Origin of the sequence: Janthinobacterium sp. SUN100, from assembly GCF_030397705.1 — a bacterium.
Taxonomy (GTDB): domain Bacteria; phylum Pseudomonadota; class Gammaproteobacteria; order Burkholderiales; family Burkholderiaceae_D; genus Janthinobacterium; species Janthinobacterium kumbetense.
Genome location: NZ_JAPUBU010000001.1, coordinates 305,902 through 322,165, shown reverse-complemented (window position 1 = coordinate 322,165; position 16,264 = coordinate 305,902). Strand labels below are relative to the sequence as shown.

Sequence of the window (16,264 nt, the reverse complement as noted above, 5' to 3'; positions counted from 1 at the left end):
AAGACTTCCTTAGTACAGCAATTCGTTAAACGGGATAAACCGCAGCATGTCGCCGCGCGCGATCGACAGCCCCGGCGGGCAATCGATCAAGCCGTCGCCCCACACGGTGGACGTCAGCACGCCCGAACTCTGGTTGGCGAACAGTTCCAGCTCGCCCTCGTCATTGACCTTGGCGCGCAGGAATTCGTTGCGCTTGTCCGCCTTCAGCCGTTCAAACGCGGCCGGCAGCTTGTAGCTGCGCGGCGCAAGGCTCCCCGCCACGCCCTGCAGGCGCAGGATGAACGGACGCACGAACAGCAGAAAGGTGACGAAGCTGGAGACGGGATTGCCGGGCAAGCCGACAAAGAACGCGTCCTGCACTTCGCCAAACGCCAGCGGCTTGCCCGGCTTGACGGCGATCTGCCACATGTTCAGGCGCCCTTCCGCTTCCACGGCCGGCTTGATATGGTCTTCCTCGCCCACGGACACGCCGCCCGAAGTGATGATCAAATCATTGCCCTGGGCCGCCTGGCGCAGCACGGCGCGCGTCGCGTCCAGGCTGTCGGGCACGATGCCCAGGTCCGTGATCTCGCAGCCGAGATTTTCCAGCAAGCCGCGCAAGGTAAAACGGTTCGAGTTGTAGACGGCGCCCGGCGCCAAAGGTTCGCCGGGCATGGCCAGCTCGTCGCCCGTGAAGAACACGGCCACGCGCAGCTTGCGCAGCACGGGCACTTGCGCCAGCCCCACCGAGGCGGCCAGGCCCATTTCCTGGCTGCGCAGGCGCCGGCCGGCGCCGAGGATCTCGCCGCCGGCGCGGATATCCTCGCCCTGGCGGCGCACCCATTCGCCCGCGTGCGGCACGTGATTGACCGTCACCACGCCATCAAGCAAGGTGCACTGCTCCTGCATCACGACGCAATCGGCGCCGTCCGGGATCAGGGCGCCCGTGAAGATGCGCGCCGCCGTCCCCGGCTGCAAAGGCTGGCCCACGTGGCCGGCCGCGATGCGCTGCGACACGGGCAGGCTGGCCGCGCCGCTGGCGCAATCCTGCGCGCGCACGGCGTAGCCATCCATCTGCGTGTTGTCGCGCTCGGGCACGTTCAGGGTCGACGTTTGCGCGGCCGCCAGCACGCGGCCGTTGGCGCGCATGGTGTCGACCAGCTCCACGTCGGCCACCGGGCGCGCCGCGCCCAGCATGAAGGCTTGCGCCTCGGCCACCGACAGCATGGGTTTACGTACAGTGCTCGCGTCTGTCATCACAGTCCCGTGTTCGAGGCGATGTACGCCTTCATTTTTTCCACGTCCGCATCCATCACGACGAACTTTTGCGGCAAGTCTTCGATGTTCTCGAAGCCGGCCGGGCGTTCCGCATCCACGCCCAGCGCTTCGAGGATGGTTTCGTTGAACTTGGCCGCCAGCGCCGTTTCCAGCACGATCATCGGCACGTTCGGCTCCAGGTGCTCGCGCGCCACCTTGATGCCGTCGGCCGTGTGCGTGTCGATGGTGATACCGTAGTCGTCGGCCACGTCGCGGATGGTGTCGAGGCGGTCCTGGTGCGTGGACTTGCCCGACTTGAAGCCATATTTGGCCACCAGCTTGAACTCGTCGCCATCGCTGCCCGGCTTGCCGGACAAGTCGAAGCCGCCGTGCGTTTCCACTTTCGTAAACAGCGCGCGTACGCGCCCGCTGTCGCGGCCCACCAGGTCGTAGACGAAGCGCTCGAAATTCGACGCTTTCGAGATATCCATCGACGGGCTGCTCGTGTGGTACGTTTCGGCGGACTTGCGCACGCGGTAGACGCCCGTGCGGAAGAATTCGTCGAGCACGTCGTTTTCATTCGTCGCCGCCACCAGTTTCGAGATGGGCAGCCCCATCATGCGGGCGATGTGGCCGGCGCAGATATTGCCGAAGTTGCCAGACGGCACCGTGAACGACACTTTCTGTTCGTTGCTGGTGGTGGCCGCCAGGTAGCCGCGGAAGTAATACACCACCTGCGCCACGACGCGCGCCCAGTTGATGGAGTTGACGGTGCCGATCTTCTGTTTTGCCTTGAACGGCAAGTCGTTCGACACTGCCTTGACCATGTCCTGGCAATCGTCGAACACGCCTTCGACGGCGATGTTGTAGATGTTCGGGTCTTGCAGGCTGAACATCTGCGCCGTCTGGAAGGCGCTCATTTTCTTGTGCGGCGACAACATGAAGACGCGGATGCCCTTCTTGCCGCGCATCGCGTATTCGGCCGCGCTGCCCGTGTCGCCCGACGTGGCGCCGAAGATATTGAGTTCGGCGTCGTGCTTGGTGAGCGTGTATTCGAACAGGTTGCCCAGCAGCTGCATGGCCATGTCCTTGAAGGCCAGGGTCGGGCCGTTCGACAGCGCCTGCAGCATCAGGGTGGTCGATCCGCCCTTGACGACGTTTTCTTCCAGCACGCGCAGCGGCGTGATGTCGGCCGCGTTTTCGCCGGCGCGGGCGTTCTTGTAGACTGCCTTGGTATAGGTTTTCGCCGTCAGCGCCTTCAGGTCCGCGGCCGGGATATCGGTGGCGAACTTCTTCAGGATTTCGTAGGCCAGGTCGGCATACGACAATGTGCGCCAGGCGTTCAGCTCGGCACCAGTGACTTGCGGGTAGTGTTCAGGGAGATACAGTCCGCCATCGGGGGCCAGGCCGCCCAGGAGGATGTCGGAGAATTGCTGCGGATTCATTGGCGCTTTATCAGCGCGGGTAGACACGTAGTGCATAGATTTGAAGAGTCCAGTTGAGCTGAGTGCGGTTGATCATGAATGGCAGCGGATATTATAGTGCCAGCCGCCGTCCAAGGCGAATCGCGTGGCGTTTGCCCGGGCGCCGCCGTCCTGATACGAGCGGCGACTGTTGCCAAACGACACACCTTGTCGCACGGCAACTGTATCATGGCCGCTTTCCAGACCAAGCGGGCGCCAACCCTGCCCATGACGACCATGCCACAGCCATCCCACACGAAGCGTGACGATTTTCTCAAGCAGGACGATGTACGCGGTTTTATCGACTGGCTGGCGGCCGAACTGCCGGTCAAACGCTTTCAGCTGAAGATGGCGCGCAGCCGCTTCGTGCCGGGCGGCCTGGACGTGCAGGCGACGGGCCTGGAAGCGGTGCTGGGGCACTATGTGTGGAACACCCGCTGGACCGATGCGCGCGGCAAGGCGGTCGTCTCGGGCAACTGGCGCGAGACGACCGCCTCGCTGGGCCTGCTGCGCGGCTGGCTGAAGGACGCCATCGCGCGGCAGGATGAAGACCAGGTGCTGGCGGCCTGCCTGGCCATCCTCGAATGGGGCGGCGTGCGCGGCGCCATCGTCTTCCTGAAGCGCCTGCATGCGCAAGGCCGCCTGGCCGCCTACTTCACGCGCCTGGCGCCATTCATGTCGCTCGACTCGGATGCGCCGCTCGATGCGCTCGATACGGACAGCGTGGAGCGCTTCGACGCGGGTCTGACCAAGATCCACGCCCTGTTTGATGACAGCGGCTCGCCCATCTACGACAGCCGCGTGGGCGCGGCCATGGCCATGCTGTATGCGCAGTACCGCAGCCAGGCAGGCGCCAAACTGGCAAAGAAACACTGGCTGGCCTTCCCCTCGGGCGCCGCGCGCGGCAAGCAGATCCGCAATCCCAAGGGTATCGACAGCGGCTTTGCCGGCGCACCGCAATTCTTTGGCAAGGCCGTGTCGTGCCAGGACTGGGCGCAGTGGCAGGTCAAGCTGGGCTGGATCCTGCGCGCCGTGCTGGAAAAGTGCGACTGGTTCAAGGCGGACAGCGCCGACATGGCCGCCCGCTGCCATGCCTTCGAAGCGAGTTTGTTCATGCTGGGGTATGACTTGCGGTGTTTTGGTCCAGCAGATACGGTTGCAGCCACGATGCCGGCGGTAGCCAAATCAGGAACATTCGGAGCCGTACCTAGCGGCCACCCTTTTTCGACCGTACTCACTTACTATACCGCCTATCGTCGCCAGGGTGGCCAGCCAAGCTCTTCCGCGTTTTCCAAATGGCTTACGAACAACTATAAAACAAAGACGCTGAAGGAAAGTAGTGCAAACAGCTATTGTTTTCCTTTGGCAAAGGGCGAATTCGGCCTCCATGAACGATCAGTTGCTGACCTGGAGTGCATCAGCGCTGGTGGCGAAGCTGGCCTATACATGGCTGTCGGCAGTAAAGATGCGTACAAGGAAAGTGACGAACGCGAACACATTTGTCTTTTTGACGCACTGCTTGCAGGACGAGTTGCCCACCTAACGGATAATGCCCGCGAAGCATTATTGATGGAGCGAGGCTATGCCGGAACAGAAAACTCGGCCGACACTTTGTATCGTGTAGGCCTCAATGTCGGTAGACATTTTGGCTTGCTCGACAAGAATGGTGCACCCACAGCATTTTATAACGACTACTTCGGCAACTGCCTGAACGACCTGTAATATCAAAAAATCCGGCGCGCGTGCTGGCGCGTGCGCCGGATTTGCGCCACACTGGTACCCGTCGGCCCGCCTCCGGGTCATTCATGGAACCGGCCATGTCGCTGAGTAAAAAACCGTATTTGCAAAGCGCCGCGCTGCGCCCTGACGCCGTCGTCGACCTTGACCACTATCCGTTCACCATTCCCGCCATCCGCGACTTCGTGCACATGGACTTTCATCGCGACGTGACGTTTTTCGTGGGCGAGAATGGCAGCGGCAAGTCGACCATGCTCGAAGCGCTGGCCGTGGCCCTCGGTTTCGGCAAGGATGGCGGCACGCGCAACGTGCGCATCGCCCTGCCGTCGGACGAGGAATCGGGCTTGCACGCGCACTTGCGCCTGAGCAAGAGTTATAAAAAACCAGAGGACAGCTATTTCCTGCGCGCCGAAAGCTTTTTCAACGTCGCCACCTACATGGACGACATGCCGGAATACCTGGCCAGCTATGGCGGCAAGTCGCTGCACGCGCAATCGCACGGCGAAGCGTTCATGGCCACCCTGATCAACAAGCTGCGGGGAAAAGGCTTGTACCTGCTGGACGAACCCGAGGCGGCCCTGTCGCCCAGCCGCCAGATGGCGGCATTGTCCGTGATCCACCAGTTGGTGCAGGACGACTCGCAATTGATCATCGCCACCCATTCGCCCATCCTGCTGGCCTATCCGAATGCGAAAATCCTCAGTTTTACGGGCGGCGGCATCCACGAAGTGGCGTATGAAGACACGGAACACTACGCCGTGACGCGCGATTTCCTGAATAACTACCCGAGAAGGCTGGAGCAGTTGTTTGAGGAGGAGTAAAGCTGCCGGCTTGCGCACTGCGGCAGGCCGACATACACGATGTTAGGGAATCGTACGGGACGTCGCCGTCAACAAGCGGCGTGGTTCACCGTGATGACGTGCACGGCCAGCCCGCCCAAGGACGTTTCCTTGTACTTGTCCTGCATGTCCGCGCCCGTCTGGCGCATGGTCTCGATGACTTCGTCGAGGCTGACGAAGTGCGTGCCGTCGCCCTTCAGCGCCAGCGAGGCAGCCGTGATGGCTTTCACGGCGCCCATGCCATTGCGCTCGATGCAGGGAATCTGCACCAGGCCGCCGATCGGGTCGCACGTCATGCCCAGGTGGTGCTCGATGCCGATTTCGGCCGCATTCTCGATTTGCTCATTGGTGCCGCCCAGTGCCGCCACCAGGCCGGCCGCCGCCATGGCGCAGGCCACGCCCACTTCGCCCTGGCAACCCACTTCGGCGCCCGAGATCGAGGCATTGCGTTTGCACAACATGCCGATGGCGGCGGCCGTCAGCATGAAGCGGCGCACGCCGCCGACCGGGTCGCTGGGGCGGCAATCCTGCGCGTAGTAGCGCAGCACGGCCGGGATGATGCCGGCGGCGCCGTTGGTCGGCGCCGTCACCACGCGGCCGCCCGCCGCGTTTTCCTCGTTGACGGCCATCGCGTACAGGCTGACCAGGTGCACGGCGTCGTGCGGCAAGTCGTTGGCGCGGTTGTCGGATGCTTTCGCTTCCTGCGCCAATCGCCACAATTTTGCGGCGCGGCGCTTCACGTTCAAGCCGCCCGGCAGGTTGCCCGTCGTTTCCAGGCCGTGCGCGATGCAGTCGCGCATGACGTGCCAGATACGGTCCAGGCCCTCGTTCAATTCATCGTCGCTGCGCTTGACGCATTCGTTCGCGCGCAGCATTTCCGGAATCGACAAGCCGCTTTCCACGCCGTGCGCCAGCAACTGCTCCATGGTATCGAAGGGGAAGACGACCCGCGCGCTGGCGGCCGACTCCACGGCCGCCTCGGCCTGGGCCTCGCCGGCTTCGCGGATAAAGCCGCCGCCGATCGAGTAATACACTTTGTCTACGCGGCTGCCATCCGCCAGTTTCAGGGTAAAGCGCATGCCGTTCGGATGTTCAGGCAGGGATTCGCTCTTGTGCCAGATCAAGCCCGTGGCGGCCGTAAACGGCACCACGTGCGTGCCCAGCAAGGCGATTTCACCGGCCGCCTCGATGGCGGCCAGCTTGCTGTCGACGGCATCGGGCGCCACGTCTTGCGGCGTCTCGCCCATCAAGCCCAGAATGACGGCCTTGTCCGTGGCATGGCCCACGCCCGTCAGCGCCAGCGAGCCATACAGGGCCGCCTCGACGCCCACTACCTGGTCCAGCGGACCGTATTCGACCAGAAAACGCCGCGCCGCCACCATCGGCCCCACCGTGTGGGAACTCGACGGCCCGATGCCGATCTTAAACAGGTCAAATACGCTCATGTCCATGTAGTGTCTCTTTATATTAGTATGTTTTTATGAATGCCGGTGCTGGATTCAGGCAGCCTTGGCGGCATGCCCAACATCGACATTGGCCAGCATGTCCGTGACCATCTGCTCGACGCCGATCTGCGCCTTCCAGCCCCAGTCGGCGCTGGCCTTGCTGTCGTCCAGGCTTTGCGGCCAGCTGTCGGCGATGGCCTGGCGGCTGTCCGGCTTGTAGCTGATCTTGAAGTCCGGGACCATGCGCACGATGGCCTTGGCCAGCTGCTCGGGGTTGAACGACACGCCGGCCACGTTGTACGAGGAGCGGATCTTGATTTGGGCCACAGGCGCGTCCATCAGTTCGATGGTGGCGCGGATGGCGTCGGGCATGTAAATCATCGGCAAGGTGGTGTTCGCATCGAGGAAGCAGTCATAGCGCTCGCCGCGCAAGGCCGCATGGAAGATGGCGATGGCGTAATCGGTGGTGCCGCCGCCCGGAGGCGATTTGTAGCTGATGATGCCCGGGTAGCGGATGCTGCGCACGTCCACGCCGTACTTGTTGAAGTAGTACTCGCACAGGCGCTCGCCGGCCAGCTTGCTGATGCCGTACATCGAGGTCGGGTCCATCACCGTCATTTGCGGCGTGTTCACTTGCGGCGTGTTCGGGCCGAAGGCGGCGATCGACGACGGCCAGAAGATGCGCAGCGGCTTGCCCGCTTCGCCCCGCTCGCGCGCCAGTTCCAGGATATTGAGCAAGCCGTCCATGTTCAGGCTCCACGCCTTCAAAGGCGCCGCTTCGCCCGTGGCCGACAGCATGGCCGCCAGCTGGTACACCTGGGTGATGCCTTCGTCGGCGATGATTTTCGCCAGGCCGTCCTTGTCCAGCACATTCAATTGCGCATAGCGCTTGGCCTGGTACAGATTATTCGTGCCGATGTCGCTGGCGATGACGTTGTCCGCGCCGTGCTGCTGCGCCAGTGCGCCCACCAGTTCACTACCGATTTGGCCGTTTGCGCCAATGACTAAGATGCGTTCCATGCTATTTTCCTGAATTCTTGTTAGTTGGTAGTGGTCGTGGCGGTCAGCAAACCGAGTTCCTTGCCAGCCTGCTCGAAGGCGGCCAGCACTTGCACCAGCTGTTCGCGGGTGTGGGCGGCCGACAGCTGCACGCGCACCCGGGCCTGGCCCATCGGCACAACCGGGTAGAAGAAGCCCGTCACCAGCACGCCCAGTTCATACAGGCGGGCGGCGAATTTCTGCGCCACGGGAGCGTCGAACAGCATCACGGGAACGACAGGATGGGTACCCGGCTTGATGGTGAAGCCGATGCGTTCGATTTCGCTGCGGAAGAAGGCCGTGTTTTCATGCAGGCGGTCGCGCAGTTCCGTCGACTTGGCCAGGCGCTCCAGCACCGACAGCGAAGCGCCGGCGATCGATGGCGCCAGGGTGTTCGAGAACAGATAAGGGCGCGATTTCTGGCGCAGGGTGTCGATGACTTCCTTGCGTGCCGACGTGAAACCGCCCATGGCGCCGCCCAGGGCCTTGCCCAGGGTGCCCGTGATGATGTCGATGCGGCCCATCACATTGTGGTGTTCGTGCGTGCCGCGGCCCGTCGCGCCCATGAAGCCGGAAGCGTGGCATTCGTCGATCATCACCAGCGCACCGTACTGGTCGGCCAGGTCGCAGATCTTGTCGAGTTGCGCGATCGTGCCATCCATCGAGAATACGCCGTCCGTGACGATGACTTTATGGCGCTTGCCGGCGGCAATCGCCGCTTTCAGCTGCACTTCCAGGTCGGCCATGTCGTTGTGGGCGTAGCGGTAGCGGCCAGCCTTGCACAGGCGGATGCCGTCGATGATGGAAGCGTGATTCAGCGCATCCGAGATGATGGCGTCATTTTCATCGAACAGGGGCTCGAACACGCCGCCGTTGGCGTCGAATGCGGCCGCATACAGAATCGTGTCTTCCGTGCCCAGAAAAGCGGAAATCGCCTGTTCCAGTTCTTTATGCACGGTTTGCGTGCCGCAAATAAAACGCACGGACGACAGGCCGTAGCCATATTTTTGCGTGGCGGCAATAGACGCTTCCTGCGTCTGCACGTCGCCGGACAGGCCCAGGTAGTTGTTCGCACACATATTGATCAGGGTACGGCCATCGTCGCACACCACTTCGGCGCCCTGGCGCGAGGCGATCACGCGCTCGGGCTTGTACAAGCCCTGTTGGCGCAGTTGATCGAGATTCTGTTGCAGACCGCTGAAAAAGGTGTTCTTCGCTTGCTCGCTCATGATGATCCTTGTGTGTCCCTGTTGTATGTGTGCTATCCGGGTGAGCTCAGTTGCCATAGGGAAAAGCGTCCGCTTGACCGGTGCGCGCACAATGCTGTACCGTGAAGCGCTGTTTGAAGTCTACACGTTTCCGTGTTTTTCCTCAAAATCCACTATTTCGAACTGAAATTCAATATAGTGGATATTACCCAAGCCTTTTGAACTTTGCAAGCCACCTGCCGATGAAAACCAGCGTTTCGACCAATTCTCCGCCCGAAGTGGGCGCCACCCTGCAACGGCTGCGCCTTGCGCGCGGCCTGACACTGGAGGATTTGTCGCGCATCGCGGGCGTCTCGAAGTCCATGCTGTCGCAAATCGAGCGCGAAAAAGCCAATCCCACCATCGCCATCACGTGGCGCCTGGCCAACGCCCTGGGCGTGCAGATTGGCGAATTGCTGTCGAGCGCGGAAAAAGCCGTGGAAACCATCCGCATCACGGACGCCCACGAAACCCCCACCCTGCCCGGCGACCACGCGGGCTACGTGCTGCGCATCCTCGGACCGATGGAACTGGCCGGCAAATATGAATGGTATGAGGTGACCCTGGCGCCGGGCGGCGAGCTGGCGTCGCAGCCGCACGATCCGGGTACCACCGAACATTTGACGGTGATCCACGGCAACCTGGAACTGGAAGTGGGGACGGCGAAGAAAAAGGTCAAGAATGGCGGCACGGCCAGGTATCCGGCGGACTTGCCGCATACGATACGCAACCTGGGCAAGACGGAAGGAAAAGCGCTGCTGGTGGTGATCCACCGCTAGTGGCCACCAGCAACGCGGCGTACGGCTCCGGCGTCAGACCTGGCGCTGCCGGCGCTTCCTGCTGACAAAGCCGAGCAATGCCAGGCCGCCCAGCAACATGCCATAGGTTTCAGGCTCCGGCACGGCGCTGAGCGGGTCGAGGCGGATCACTTCACAAAAGCGGTCGTTGCAGCGGCTGGCGGCGATCTGGCCAGCCTCGTTTATGCCATTGACTTGCAGATTGCGCCAGCCTTCCATGCCATCGACCAGGTCGGCCAGCATATAGGTGTTGCCATTCATATTGATAATGGATTCCGCACCTGAAAGGCTGATGCCCACCACGTTCCCTTTGCCATCGATCCCGAGCGCTTCCGACATGGAGTTGATCCCGCTCCAGCTGCCGTCCACCATCTTGAAGGCGCGGTAGGGAACCGGCCAGGGGGCATTGGGGAAGTACTGGTTGAACACGATTTCCCCTGCATTGTTAATCCCTCGCATCTTCACCTCGGCGTCTCTGATCGTGGGCGTGATGTCTCTCATCACACCATTTTCATAGATATAACCGTGCTGCTTGCCGCCGGCCGTCGAGGAGTTGCCGACGATAACCCCATGATCATTGATTGCTGAAACACTACTCCAGGCGCCGCCCAGCGTACCGAGGGGAGTAATGCCCGATGCGGAATCGTACAGATAGGCGTTGGTGCTGCTGACCTTGGTCTGGCTGTCGACCACGGTGGCGCCAAACGCAACTTTCCCCGACGCATTAACTTGACCGGTCCACGACACCTGGCCGGGAATATCCAGCGACGTCAGGGTGTTGCCCGACTGCAGTTGCATGTGCAAGGTGCCATCGGCGGCGGTGGAGCGCAGCAGCAAGTCTCCTGCAATATTGCCGCCACGCAGCATATTCGTTGCCTGAGCCGCAGGCACGGCCGTCACTGCCGAGCCTGAGGTGCCGTACCACATGTCCACGCCATTCAGCTGAACATAGCCATACAGTTCGCCCAGCGCCGTGATGCCGCCCCACTGCAAACGGCCAGTCGAGGGGAGCGCAAATGTTGTCGAAGAGAAAATCGGTGCAGGTGCAGGCAGGATTTGTGCAAACGCCGTCGTTGTCGCAGCGCTCAACAGCAAGAAACACAGGGTTTTATGCATCGGTTTCATTGTCAATTTTCCAATAAAATTAATAAGATAATCGACAATATGAAAAAGGTAAACCTTTTTGATAACTTTGATGCAAAATAGGCATTGATGGCTCCCCTTGCAGGGGCCAGCAGTGTGCAATAAGCCCTTATGCCCATGCTAAGATTTCGGACTAGACAAGATTTCCACTGCCCTTCATGGAGCCTTACCGATGACGATTTCCGACAGCACCACCACCTTCCACAACAAGAAAGTCGTCCAGTACGACCCTGACCTGCCCTTCGACGCCTCGCCCGACATCGTCTACCGTTTGTCGCTCGAATACGACGACAAGCGCAAGATGCCAGACCTGATCGCCGGCTTCCTGGAAAAAAGCGACAAGAATGCGCTTGAGGCGCTGATCATCGGCATGTGGGGCGATCCGTACGAATCGGGCGCCGACGAAGTGATCGCCGCGCTGATCGCTCACGCGCCGCAACTGCCCAATGTGCGCGCCCTGTTCATCGGCGACATGACGTACGAGGAATGCGAAATCTCGTGGATCGTGCAAGGCAGCTACAAGCCCCTGCTGGACGCCTTCCCGCAGTTGGAAGAATTGCGCATCCGCGGCGGCAATGAGCTCGTCATCGAACCGTTCGCGCACCAGCACCTGCGCCGCTTCACCATCGAAACGGGCGGCCTCGATCAAAAGATCGCCGAAGCGCTGGCGCAATCGAGCATGCCGCGGCTGGAACACCTGGAACTGTGGCTGGGCACCGAGGAATACGGCTTCTCGGGCGACGTCGACCTGTATCGCAAGGTGCTGGCGCAGCTGACCGTGCCGACCCTGCGCTACCTGGGCTTGCGCGACGCGGAAATCGCCGACGACCTGGCCGTCTGGCTGGCGGAAGAGCCGCTGGTGGCGCAGCTCGACACGCTCGACCTGTCGCTGGGCACCATCGGCGACCTGGGCGCCGTGGCCGTGCTCAATCACACGCAGCTGGGCAAGCTGAAACGCCTGGACCTGTCGCACCACTACATCTCGGAAGAAAACCAGGCCAAGCTGAAGGCGCTGCCCTTCGAGGTGGTGCTGGACGACCCGCAGGAAGCGGACGAAGACGACGGCGAAAGCTACCGCTACGTGGCCGTGGGCGAATAAGCGGAGTCTTTTCCTTTGGCTACACCCCTCACCCTGCTGGCCAGCGCCGGCAGCAAGCGCGTGCGCCTGATGCAGGCGGCGCGCGCGCAACTGCGCCTGCCGCCCGCGCAGGTGCTGGAATGGCGCGACTGGCTGGCGCGGCCGGCGCTGTTGGCAGACGCCTTGCGCCAGCCCGGCCTGTTGAAGATCGAGCCGCCTGGCGACGATCCCGCCGCCCATTTTCTCTTGCTGCAGGCGGGCTGCCGGCTGCAGGACCGCGCGCCCGCGCGTGCGCCCGAACATGGCGAGCTGCTGGCCATGGATGCGTGGTTTGCGGGCTTTTCCAGCGCCATGCAAGACCTGGCGGGGCAACTGGCGGCCTTGCCGCACATACGCGTCTTCAATGCGCCAGCCGAGATTGTCCGCATGACGGACAAGCTGGCCTGCCAGCGCCACCTGGCCGCGCACGGCATCGCCATTCCCGCCCTGCTCGGCCCCGTGCATGGCTACGAGCATCTGCAAGCGCTGCTGCGCCAGCATGACCTCGACCGCGTGTATCTGAAGCCGCGCTACGGCTCGTCCGCGTCCGGCGTCGTCGCCTACCGCCGGAACAAGGCGGGACGCCAGCAAGCCACCACCTCAGCCGCCCTGCAGCATGGGGATGGCGCGGCGCGCCTGTTCAATGTCAAGCGCATGGCGCGCTATGACACGCAGCACGACATCGCCGCCCTCGTCGACGCGCTGGCCGCCCAGGAGCTGTATGCGGAAACGTGGCTGAACAAGCCGCGCTGCGGCGACAGCCACTACGACCTGCGCGTCGTGACCCTGGCGGGCCAGCCCGCGCACCGGGTGGCGCGCATCGGACAGTACATGATGACGAATCTGCACCTCGACAACCGGCGCGGCGAGGCATCCGGCCTCTTGAACGCAGCCGACCTGGCGGCGCTGGAAGCGGCTGCCACCCAGGCCGCGCGCGCCTTCCCCGCCAGCCACGTGACGGGCTACGACCTCGTCGTGCGCCAGGGCCAGGCCCACGTGCTGGAAGCGAACGCCTTCGGCGACCTGCTGCCAGGCCTGCTGTGGCAGGGCGCGGACACCTATGCCGCGCAACTGACGCAACTGACACATGCTTAAAGATACACCGGACACACCGGCCATCCCCGACATGCACGCCATCGTCGGCAGCCACGATATCGTCTTCCTCACGCTCGACACCCTGCGCTTTGACGTGGCGCAAGCCCTGTACGAGGCAGGCGAGTTGCCCGTGCTGGGACGTTTTTTACCGCCGGGCGGCTGGGAACGGCGCCACTCGCCCGCCACGTTCACCTATGCGGCGCACCAGGCCTTCTTCGCGGGCTTTTTGCCCACGCCGGCCGCGCCGGGCCGCCATCCGCGCCTGTTCGCCAGCGCGTTTGCGGGCAGCGAAACGACGTCTAAGCACACGTTCGCCTTCGCGGAAGCAGACCTTCCCGCCGCGCTGGCCGCGCGCGGCTACCGCACCATCTGCATCGGCGGCGTGGGCTTCTTCAACAAGCAAACGGCGCTGGGCACGGTACTGCCGTCGCTGTTCCAGGAAAGCCACTGGAGCGCGGGCATGGGCGTGGCCAGCCGCCATTCGACGCAAAAGCAGGTGGCGCTGGCCATAGCCCGCCTGGCGGATGGCGATCAGCGCACTTTTTTGTTCATCAACGTGGCCGCCCTGCACACGCCGAACCGCGCCTACCTGCCCGGCTGCCGCGCCGATTGCCTGGACAGCCACGCGGCAGCGCTGCGCTATGTGGATGGCGCGCTGGCGCCGCTGTTGGCCGCCTGCGCCGCGCGCGCGCCCACGTTCGCCATCGTCTGCTCGGATCACGGCAGCGCCTATGGCGAAGATGGCTACCGCGGCCACCGCATCGCCCACGACAGCGTGTGGAACGTGCCATATGCGCACTTCTTCATCGCCCCCGATACACCTCCCAAGGAGTCCCCACCGTGAACCCAGCCGAACAACCTGGCACCCTGGCGCAGCGCATGCGCCACACGCCCTATCAGGCGTATTCGTATTCGTATCCGCACAAGGCCGCCTACCGCGCCTTGGCGCAGGCGGCGCCGCTGGCGCCCCTGTGGGCGCGGCAAGACCGCTCCGCCCTGTTCGCGTACATCCATATTCCGTTTTGCGAGATGCGCTGCGGCTTTTGCAACCTGTTCGCCATGGCCCGCCCCGGCGCCGACATGGTCGAACGCTACGTGCGGCAAGTGCTGGTGCAGATGCGCGCACTGGCCGGCGCGCTGGGCGAACGGCGCTTCGCCCGCTTCGCGCTGGGCGGCGGCACGCCCACCTATCTGTCGCCGGCGCAGCTGGACACCTTGCTGTCCGGCGCGCGCGACATCCTCGGCATCGATTTGCAGGCCACGCCGGCCGGCATCGAAGCGTCGCCCGAAACCATCACGGCCGACCGCCTGGCCGTCTGCCGCGCGCACGGCATCGACCGCGTCAGCCTGGGCATCCAGAGCTTTGCCGCCGGCGAGATGCGCGCGCTGGCGCGTCCCCAGCAAAACGCCACCGTCCATCACGCCATCGGCCTGATACGCGCGGCCGGCTTTCCCACCCTGAACCTGGACCTGATCTACGGCATCGCGGGGCAAACCGTCGCCAGCCTGCTGGCGTCCATCGACAGCGCGCTGGCCTTCCGGCCCGAGGAAATCTATCTGTATCCGCTGTACGTGCGCGAGCAGACGGGCCTTGGCAAGATCGCGCGGCGCAAAGGCGCCGATACGCTGAACCCCATCATGCTGGCGCAGGACGGCGACAGCCGGCTGGCACTGTACGCGGCCGCGCGCGACCATTTGCGCGCGCAAGGCTACGAGCAGGTATCGATGCGCATGTTCCGCGCTCCTCATGCGCCGGAACAAAACGGCCCCTCGTACTGCTGCCAGAATGACGGCATGGTGGGCCTGGGCGCGGGCGCGCGCTCATACACGGCCAGCCTGCATTATTCGAGCGAATACGCGGTGGCGAGAACTGAAACCATCGGCATCATCGACAACTACCTGGCGCTGGACGAAGTAAGCTTCGCGCAGGCCGAACACGGCTACGTGCTGGGCGAGGAAGAACAGCGCCGGCGCTACGTGATCCAGTCGCTGCTGACGGAACCGGGCCTGGACCGCGACGCCTACACGGCGCGCTTCGGCACGCGCTGCGAGATGGATCTGCCGCAGCTGGCCGAACTGCACGCGCTGGAGCTGGTGCAGGAGGATGGTCCGCTGCTGCGCCTCAACGACCGCGGCTACAGCTATGCCGACACCATCGGGCCGTGGCTGGCCTCCGAGACGGTGCGCGCGCTGATGGCGCAAGAGGGCCAGGCGTGCTGACAACGCCGCCTGGCACTTTGTCCCTGCTGTACCGGGGCACGCTGGCGAGCTGCAATTACGCCTGCGGCTACTGCCCGTTTGCCAAGAAGCGCGACAGCCGCGCCGCGCTGGCCCGCGATGCGCGCGAGCTTGTCCGCTTCACGGACTGGGTGGCGCGGCAAACGCGCCCCATCGGCGTGCTGTTCACCCCCTGGGGCGAAGCGCTGGTGCGGCGCCACTACCGCGCGGCCATGCAAACCCTGGCCGCACTGCCGCACGTGCGCCAGGTGGCGCTGCAAACGAATCTGTCCGGCCCCCTGAACTGGCTGCAGGGGATGGATGGACTGGAAAAGATCGGCCTGTGGTGCACCTACCACCCGGATCAGACGACATTGGCCCGCTTTCTCGAACGCTGCGCGCGCCTGGACGCCATGGGCGTGCGCTATTCCGTCGGCGTCGTGGCGATGAATGAACACCTGGACGCCATCCGCGCCCTGCGCGCGGCCCTGCCCGCGCATGTCTACCTGTGGCTGAACGCCTATGACCGGCGTGGTCCCGGCTACTACGCGGTGGAAGACCTGGCCTGGCTGGACGCCGTCGACCCGTGGTTCGCGCAAAACCGGCGCCCTTCGCCCTCGCGCAATAAACCGTGCCTGGCGGGCGAGGCGTCGCTGTCCGTCGATGGCGACGGCGAACTGGCGCGCTGCCATTTCGTGCCCGAGCGCCTGGGCAACCTGTACACGGACGACCTGGCGGACATGCTGCAAGAGAAATCCTGCCCCCGCTTCAAGTGCGATTGCTATATCGGCTATGCGCAGCGCAAGGATTTGCCGTTCCAGTCCACGTTTGGCAACGGCGTGCTGGCGCGCATCGCGCCTTTGCACCGGACGTAAAAAAGCGCGGGCCAA

Annotated in this window: 14 protein-coding genes; 8 read left to right on the top strand and 6 right to left on the bottom strand. The window is 63.5% G+C overall.

All coding sequences use genetic code 11. The features are described from left to right. Window positions 1–9: 9 nt before the first annotated feature. Both glp and thrC read right to left on the bottom strand, forming a co-directional pair. On the bottom strand, window positions 10–1,236 hold the full coding sequence (gene glp, locus O0881_RS01230; protein WP_289909723.1) for a gephyrin-like molybdotransferase Glp: 1,227 nt from the start codon (window positions 1,234–1,236) through the stop codon (window positions 10–12). Next, a complete protein-coding gene (gene thrC, locus O0881_RS01225; RefSeq protein ID WP_289909721.1) occupies window positions 1,236–2,717 on the bottom strand; it encodes a threonine synthase in 1,482 nt (493 codons plus the stop codon). Before thrC ends, glp begins: the two co-directional genes overlap by 1 nt. Window positions 2,718–2,888: 171 nt before the next feature. On the opposite strand from thrC, the gene O0881_RS01220 reads away from it, so the two are divergent. Then, window positions 2,889–4,421 carry a hypothetical protein gene (locus O0881_RS01220; RefSeq protein WP_289909718.1) on the top strand — a complete coding sequence of 511 codons (1,533 nt, stop codon included), beginning with the start codon at window positions 2,889–2,891 and terminating at the stop codon, window positions 4,419–4,421. Window positions 4,422–4,516: 95 nt separating this feature from the next. Then, window positions 4,517–5,257 carry an AAA family ATPase gene (locus O0881_RS01215; protein ID WP_099664153.1) on the top strand — a complete coding sequence of 247 codons (741 nt, stop codon included), beginning with the start codon at window positions 4,517–4,519 and terminating at the stop codon, window positions 5,255–5,257. A gap of 68 nt (window positions 5,258–5,325) precedes the next feature. Here O0881_RS01215 and O0881_RS01210 read toward each other — a convergent pair whose 3' ends face one another. The 3 genes from O0881_RS01210 to kbl are packed head-to-tail and all read right to left on the bottom strand — an operon-like array spanning window position 5,326 to window position 8,987. Continuing rightward, window positions 5,326–6,726, bottom strand: coding sequence for an L-serine ammonia-lyase (locus tag O0881_RS01210; protein ID WP_289905150.1), 1,401 nt, complete (start codon window positions 6,724–6,726; stop codon window positions 5,326–5,328). A 48-nt stretch (window positions 6,727–6,774) separates the two neighbouring features. Beyond that, complete coding sequence (locus O0881_RS01205) at window positions 6,775–7,740, bottom strand: NAD-dependent epimerase/dehydratase family protein (RefSeq protein ID WP_099664155.1); 966 nt, start codon at window positions 7,738–7,740, stop codon at window positions 6,775–6,777. Between the two features lie 20 nt (window positions 7,741–7,760). Further along, complete coding sequence (kbl, locus tag O0881_RS01200; protein WP_289909717.1) at window positions 7,761–8,987, bottom strand: glycine C-acetyltransferase; 1,227 nt, start codon at window positions 8,985–8,987, stop codon at window positions 7,761–7,763. 221 nt (window positions 8,988–9,208) lie between these two features. Between kbl and O0881_RS01195 the strand changes: the two genes are divergently transcribed. Then, window positions 9,209–9,784 (top strand): XRE family transcriptional regulator, encoded by a 576-nt coding sequence (locus O0881_RS01195; RefSeq protein WP_077403922.1) that lies wholly within the window; start codon window positions 9,209–9,211, stop codon window positions 9,782–9,784. A gap of 33 nt (window positions 9,785–9,817) precedes the next feature. On the opposite strand, the gene O0881_RS01190 is transcribed toward O0881_RS01195, so the two are convergent. Beyond that, window positions 9,818–10,918 carry a PEP-CTERM sorting domain-containing protein gene (locus O0881_RS01190; RefSeq protein ID WP_289909716.1) on the bottom strand — a complete coding sequence of 367 codons (1,101 nt, stop codon included), beginning with the start codon at window positions 10,916–10,918 and terminating at the stop codon, window positions 9,818–9,820. Between the two features lie 199 nt (window positions 10,919–11,117). On the opposite strand from O0881_RS01190, the gene O0881_RS01185 reads away from it, so the two are divergent. From O0881_RS01185 to O0881_RS01165, 5 genes are read left to right on the top strand one after another with little or no spacing between them, the layout of a single operon-like run. Beyond that, window positions 11,118–12,044 (top strand): STM4015 family protein, encoded by a 927-nt coding sequence (locus O0881_RS01185; protein WP_289909714.1) that lies wholly within the window; start codon window positions 11,118–11,120, stop codon window positions 12,042–12,044. Window positions 12,045–12,059: 15 nt separating this feature from the next. Further along, complete coding sequence (locus tag O0881_RS01180; protein WP_289909712.1) at window positions 12,060–13,157, top strand: STM4014 family protein; 1,098 nt, start codon at window positions 12,060–12,062, stop codon at window positions 13,155–13,157. Further along, window positions 13,150–14,001 (top strand): STM4013/SEN3800 family hydrolase, encoded by an 852-nt coding sequence (locus tag O0881_RS01175; RefSeq protein WP_289909710.1) that lies wholly within the window; start codon window positions 13,150–13,152, stop codon window positions 13,999–14,001. Before O0881_RS01180 ends, O0881_RS01175 begins: the two co-directional genes overlap by 8 nt. Next, a complete protein-coding gene (locus O0881_RS01170) occupies window positions 13,998–15,377 on the top strand; it encodes an STM4012 family radical SAM protein (RefSeq protein WP_289909709.1) in 1,380 nt (459 codons plus the stop codon). Before O0881_RS01175 ends, O0881_RS01170 begins: the two co-directional genes overlap by 4 nt. After that, the gene (locus tag O0881_RS01165) at window positions 15,371–16,249 is read left to right on the top strand and encodes an STM4011 family radical SAM protein (protein ID WP_289909707.1); all 879 of its coding nucleotides are present in this window, start codon (window positions 15,371–15,373) and stop codon (window positions 16,247–16,249) included. Before O0881_RS01170 ends, O0881_RS01165 begins: the two co-directional genes overlap by 7 nt. Window positions 16,250–16,264 lie beyond the last annotated feature (15 nt).

Excerpts from the sequence above, each read along its gene's own strand:
- glp (WP_289909723.1), bottom strand. The coding sequence starts at position 1,236 with ATGACAGACGCGAGCACTGTACGTAAACCCATGCTGTCGGTGGCCGAG.
- thrC (WP_289909721.1), bottom strand. The coding sequence starts at position 2,717 with ATGCACTACGTGTCTACCCGCGCTGATAAAGCGCCAATGAATCCGCAG.
- O0881_RS01220 (WP_289909718.1), top strand. The coding sequence starts at position 2,889 with ATGGCCGCTTTCCAGACCAAGCGGGCGCCAACCCTGCCCATGACGACC.
- O0881_RS01215 (WP_099664153.1), top strand. The coding sequence starts at position 4,517 with ATGTCGCTGAGTAAAAAACCGTATTTGCAAAGCGCCGCGCTGCGCCCT.
- O0881_RS01210 (WP_289905150.1), bottom strand. The coding sequence starts at position 6,726 with ATGGACATGAGCGTATTTGACCTGTTTAAGATCGGCATCGGGCCGTCG.
- O0881_RS01205 (WP_099664155.1), bottom strand. The coding sequence starts at position 7,740 with ATGGAACGCATCTTAGTCATTGGCGCAAACGGCCAAATCGGTAGTGAA.
- kbl (WP_289909717.1), bottom strand. The coding sequence starts at position 8,987 with ATGAGCGAGCAAGCGAAGAACACCTTTTTCAGCGGTCTGCAACAGAAT.
- O0881_RS01195 (WP_077403922.1), top strand. The coding sequence starts at position 9,209 with ATGAAAACCAGCGTTTCGACCAATTCTCCGCCCGAAGTGGGCGCCACC.
- O0881_RS01190 (WP_289909716.1), bottom strand. The coding sequence starts at position 10,918 with ATGCATAAAACCCTGTGTTTCTTGCTGTTGAGCGCTGCGACAACGACG.
- O0881_RS01185 (WP_289909714.1), top strand. The coding sequence starts at position 11,118 with ATGACGATTTCCGACAGCACCACCACCTTCCACAACAAGAAAGTCGTC.
- O0881_RS01175 (WP_289909710.1), top strand. The coding sequence starts at position 13,150 with ATGCTTAAAGATACACCGGACACACCGGCCATCCCCGACATGCACGCC.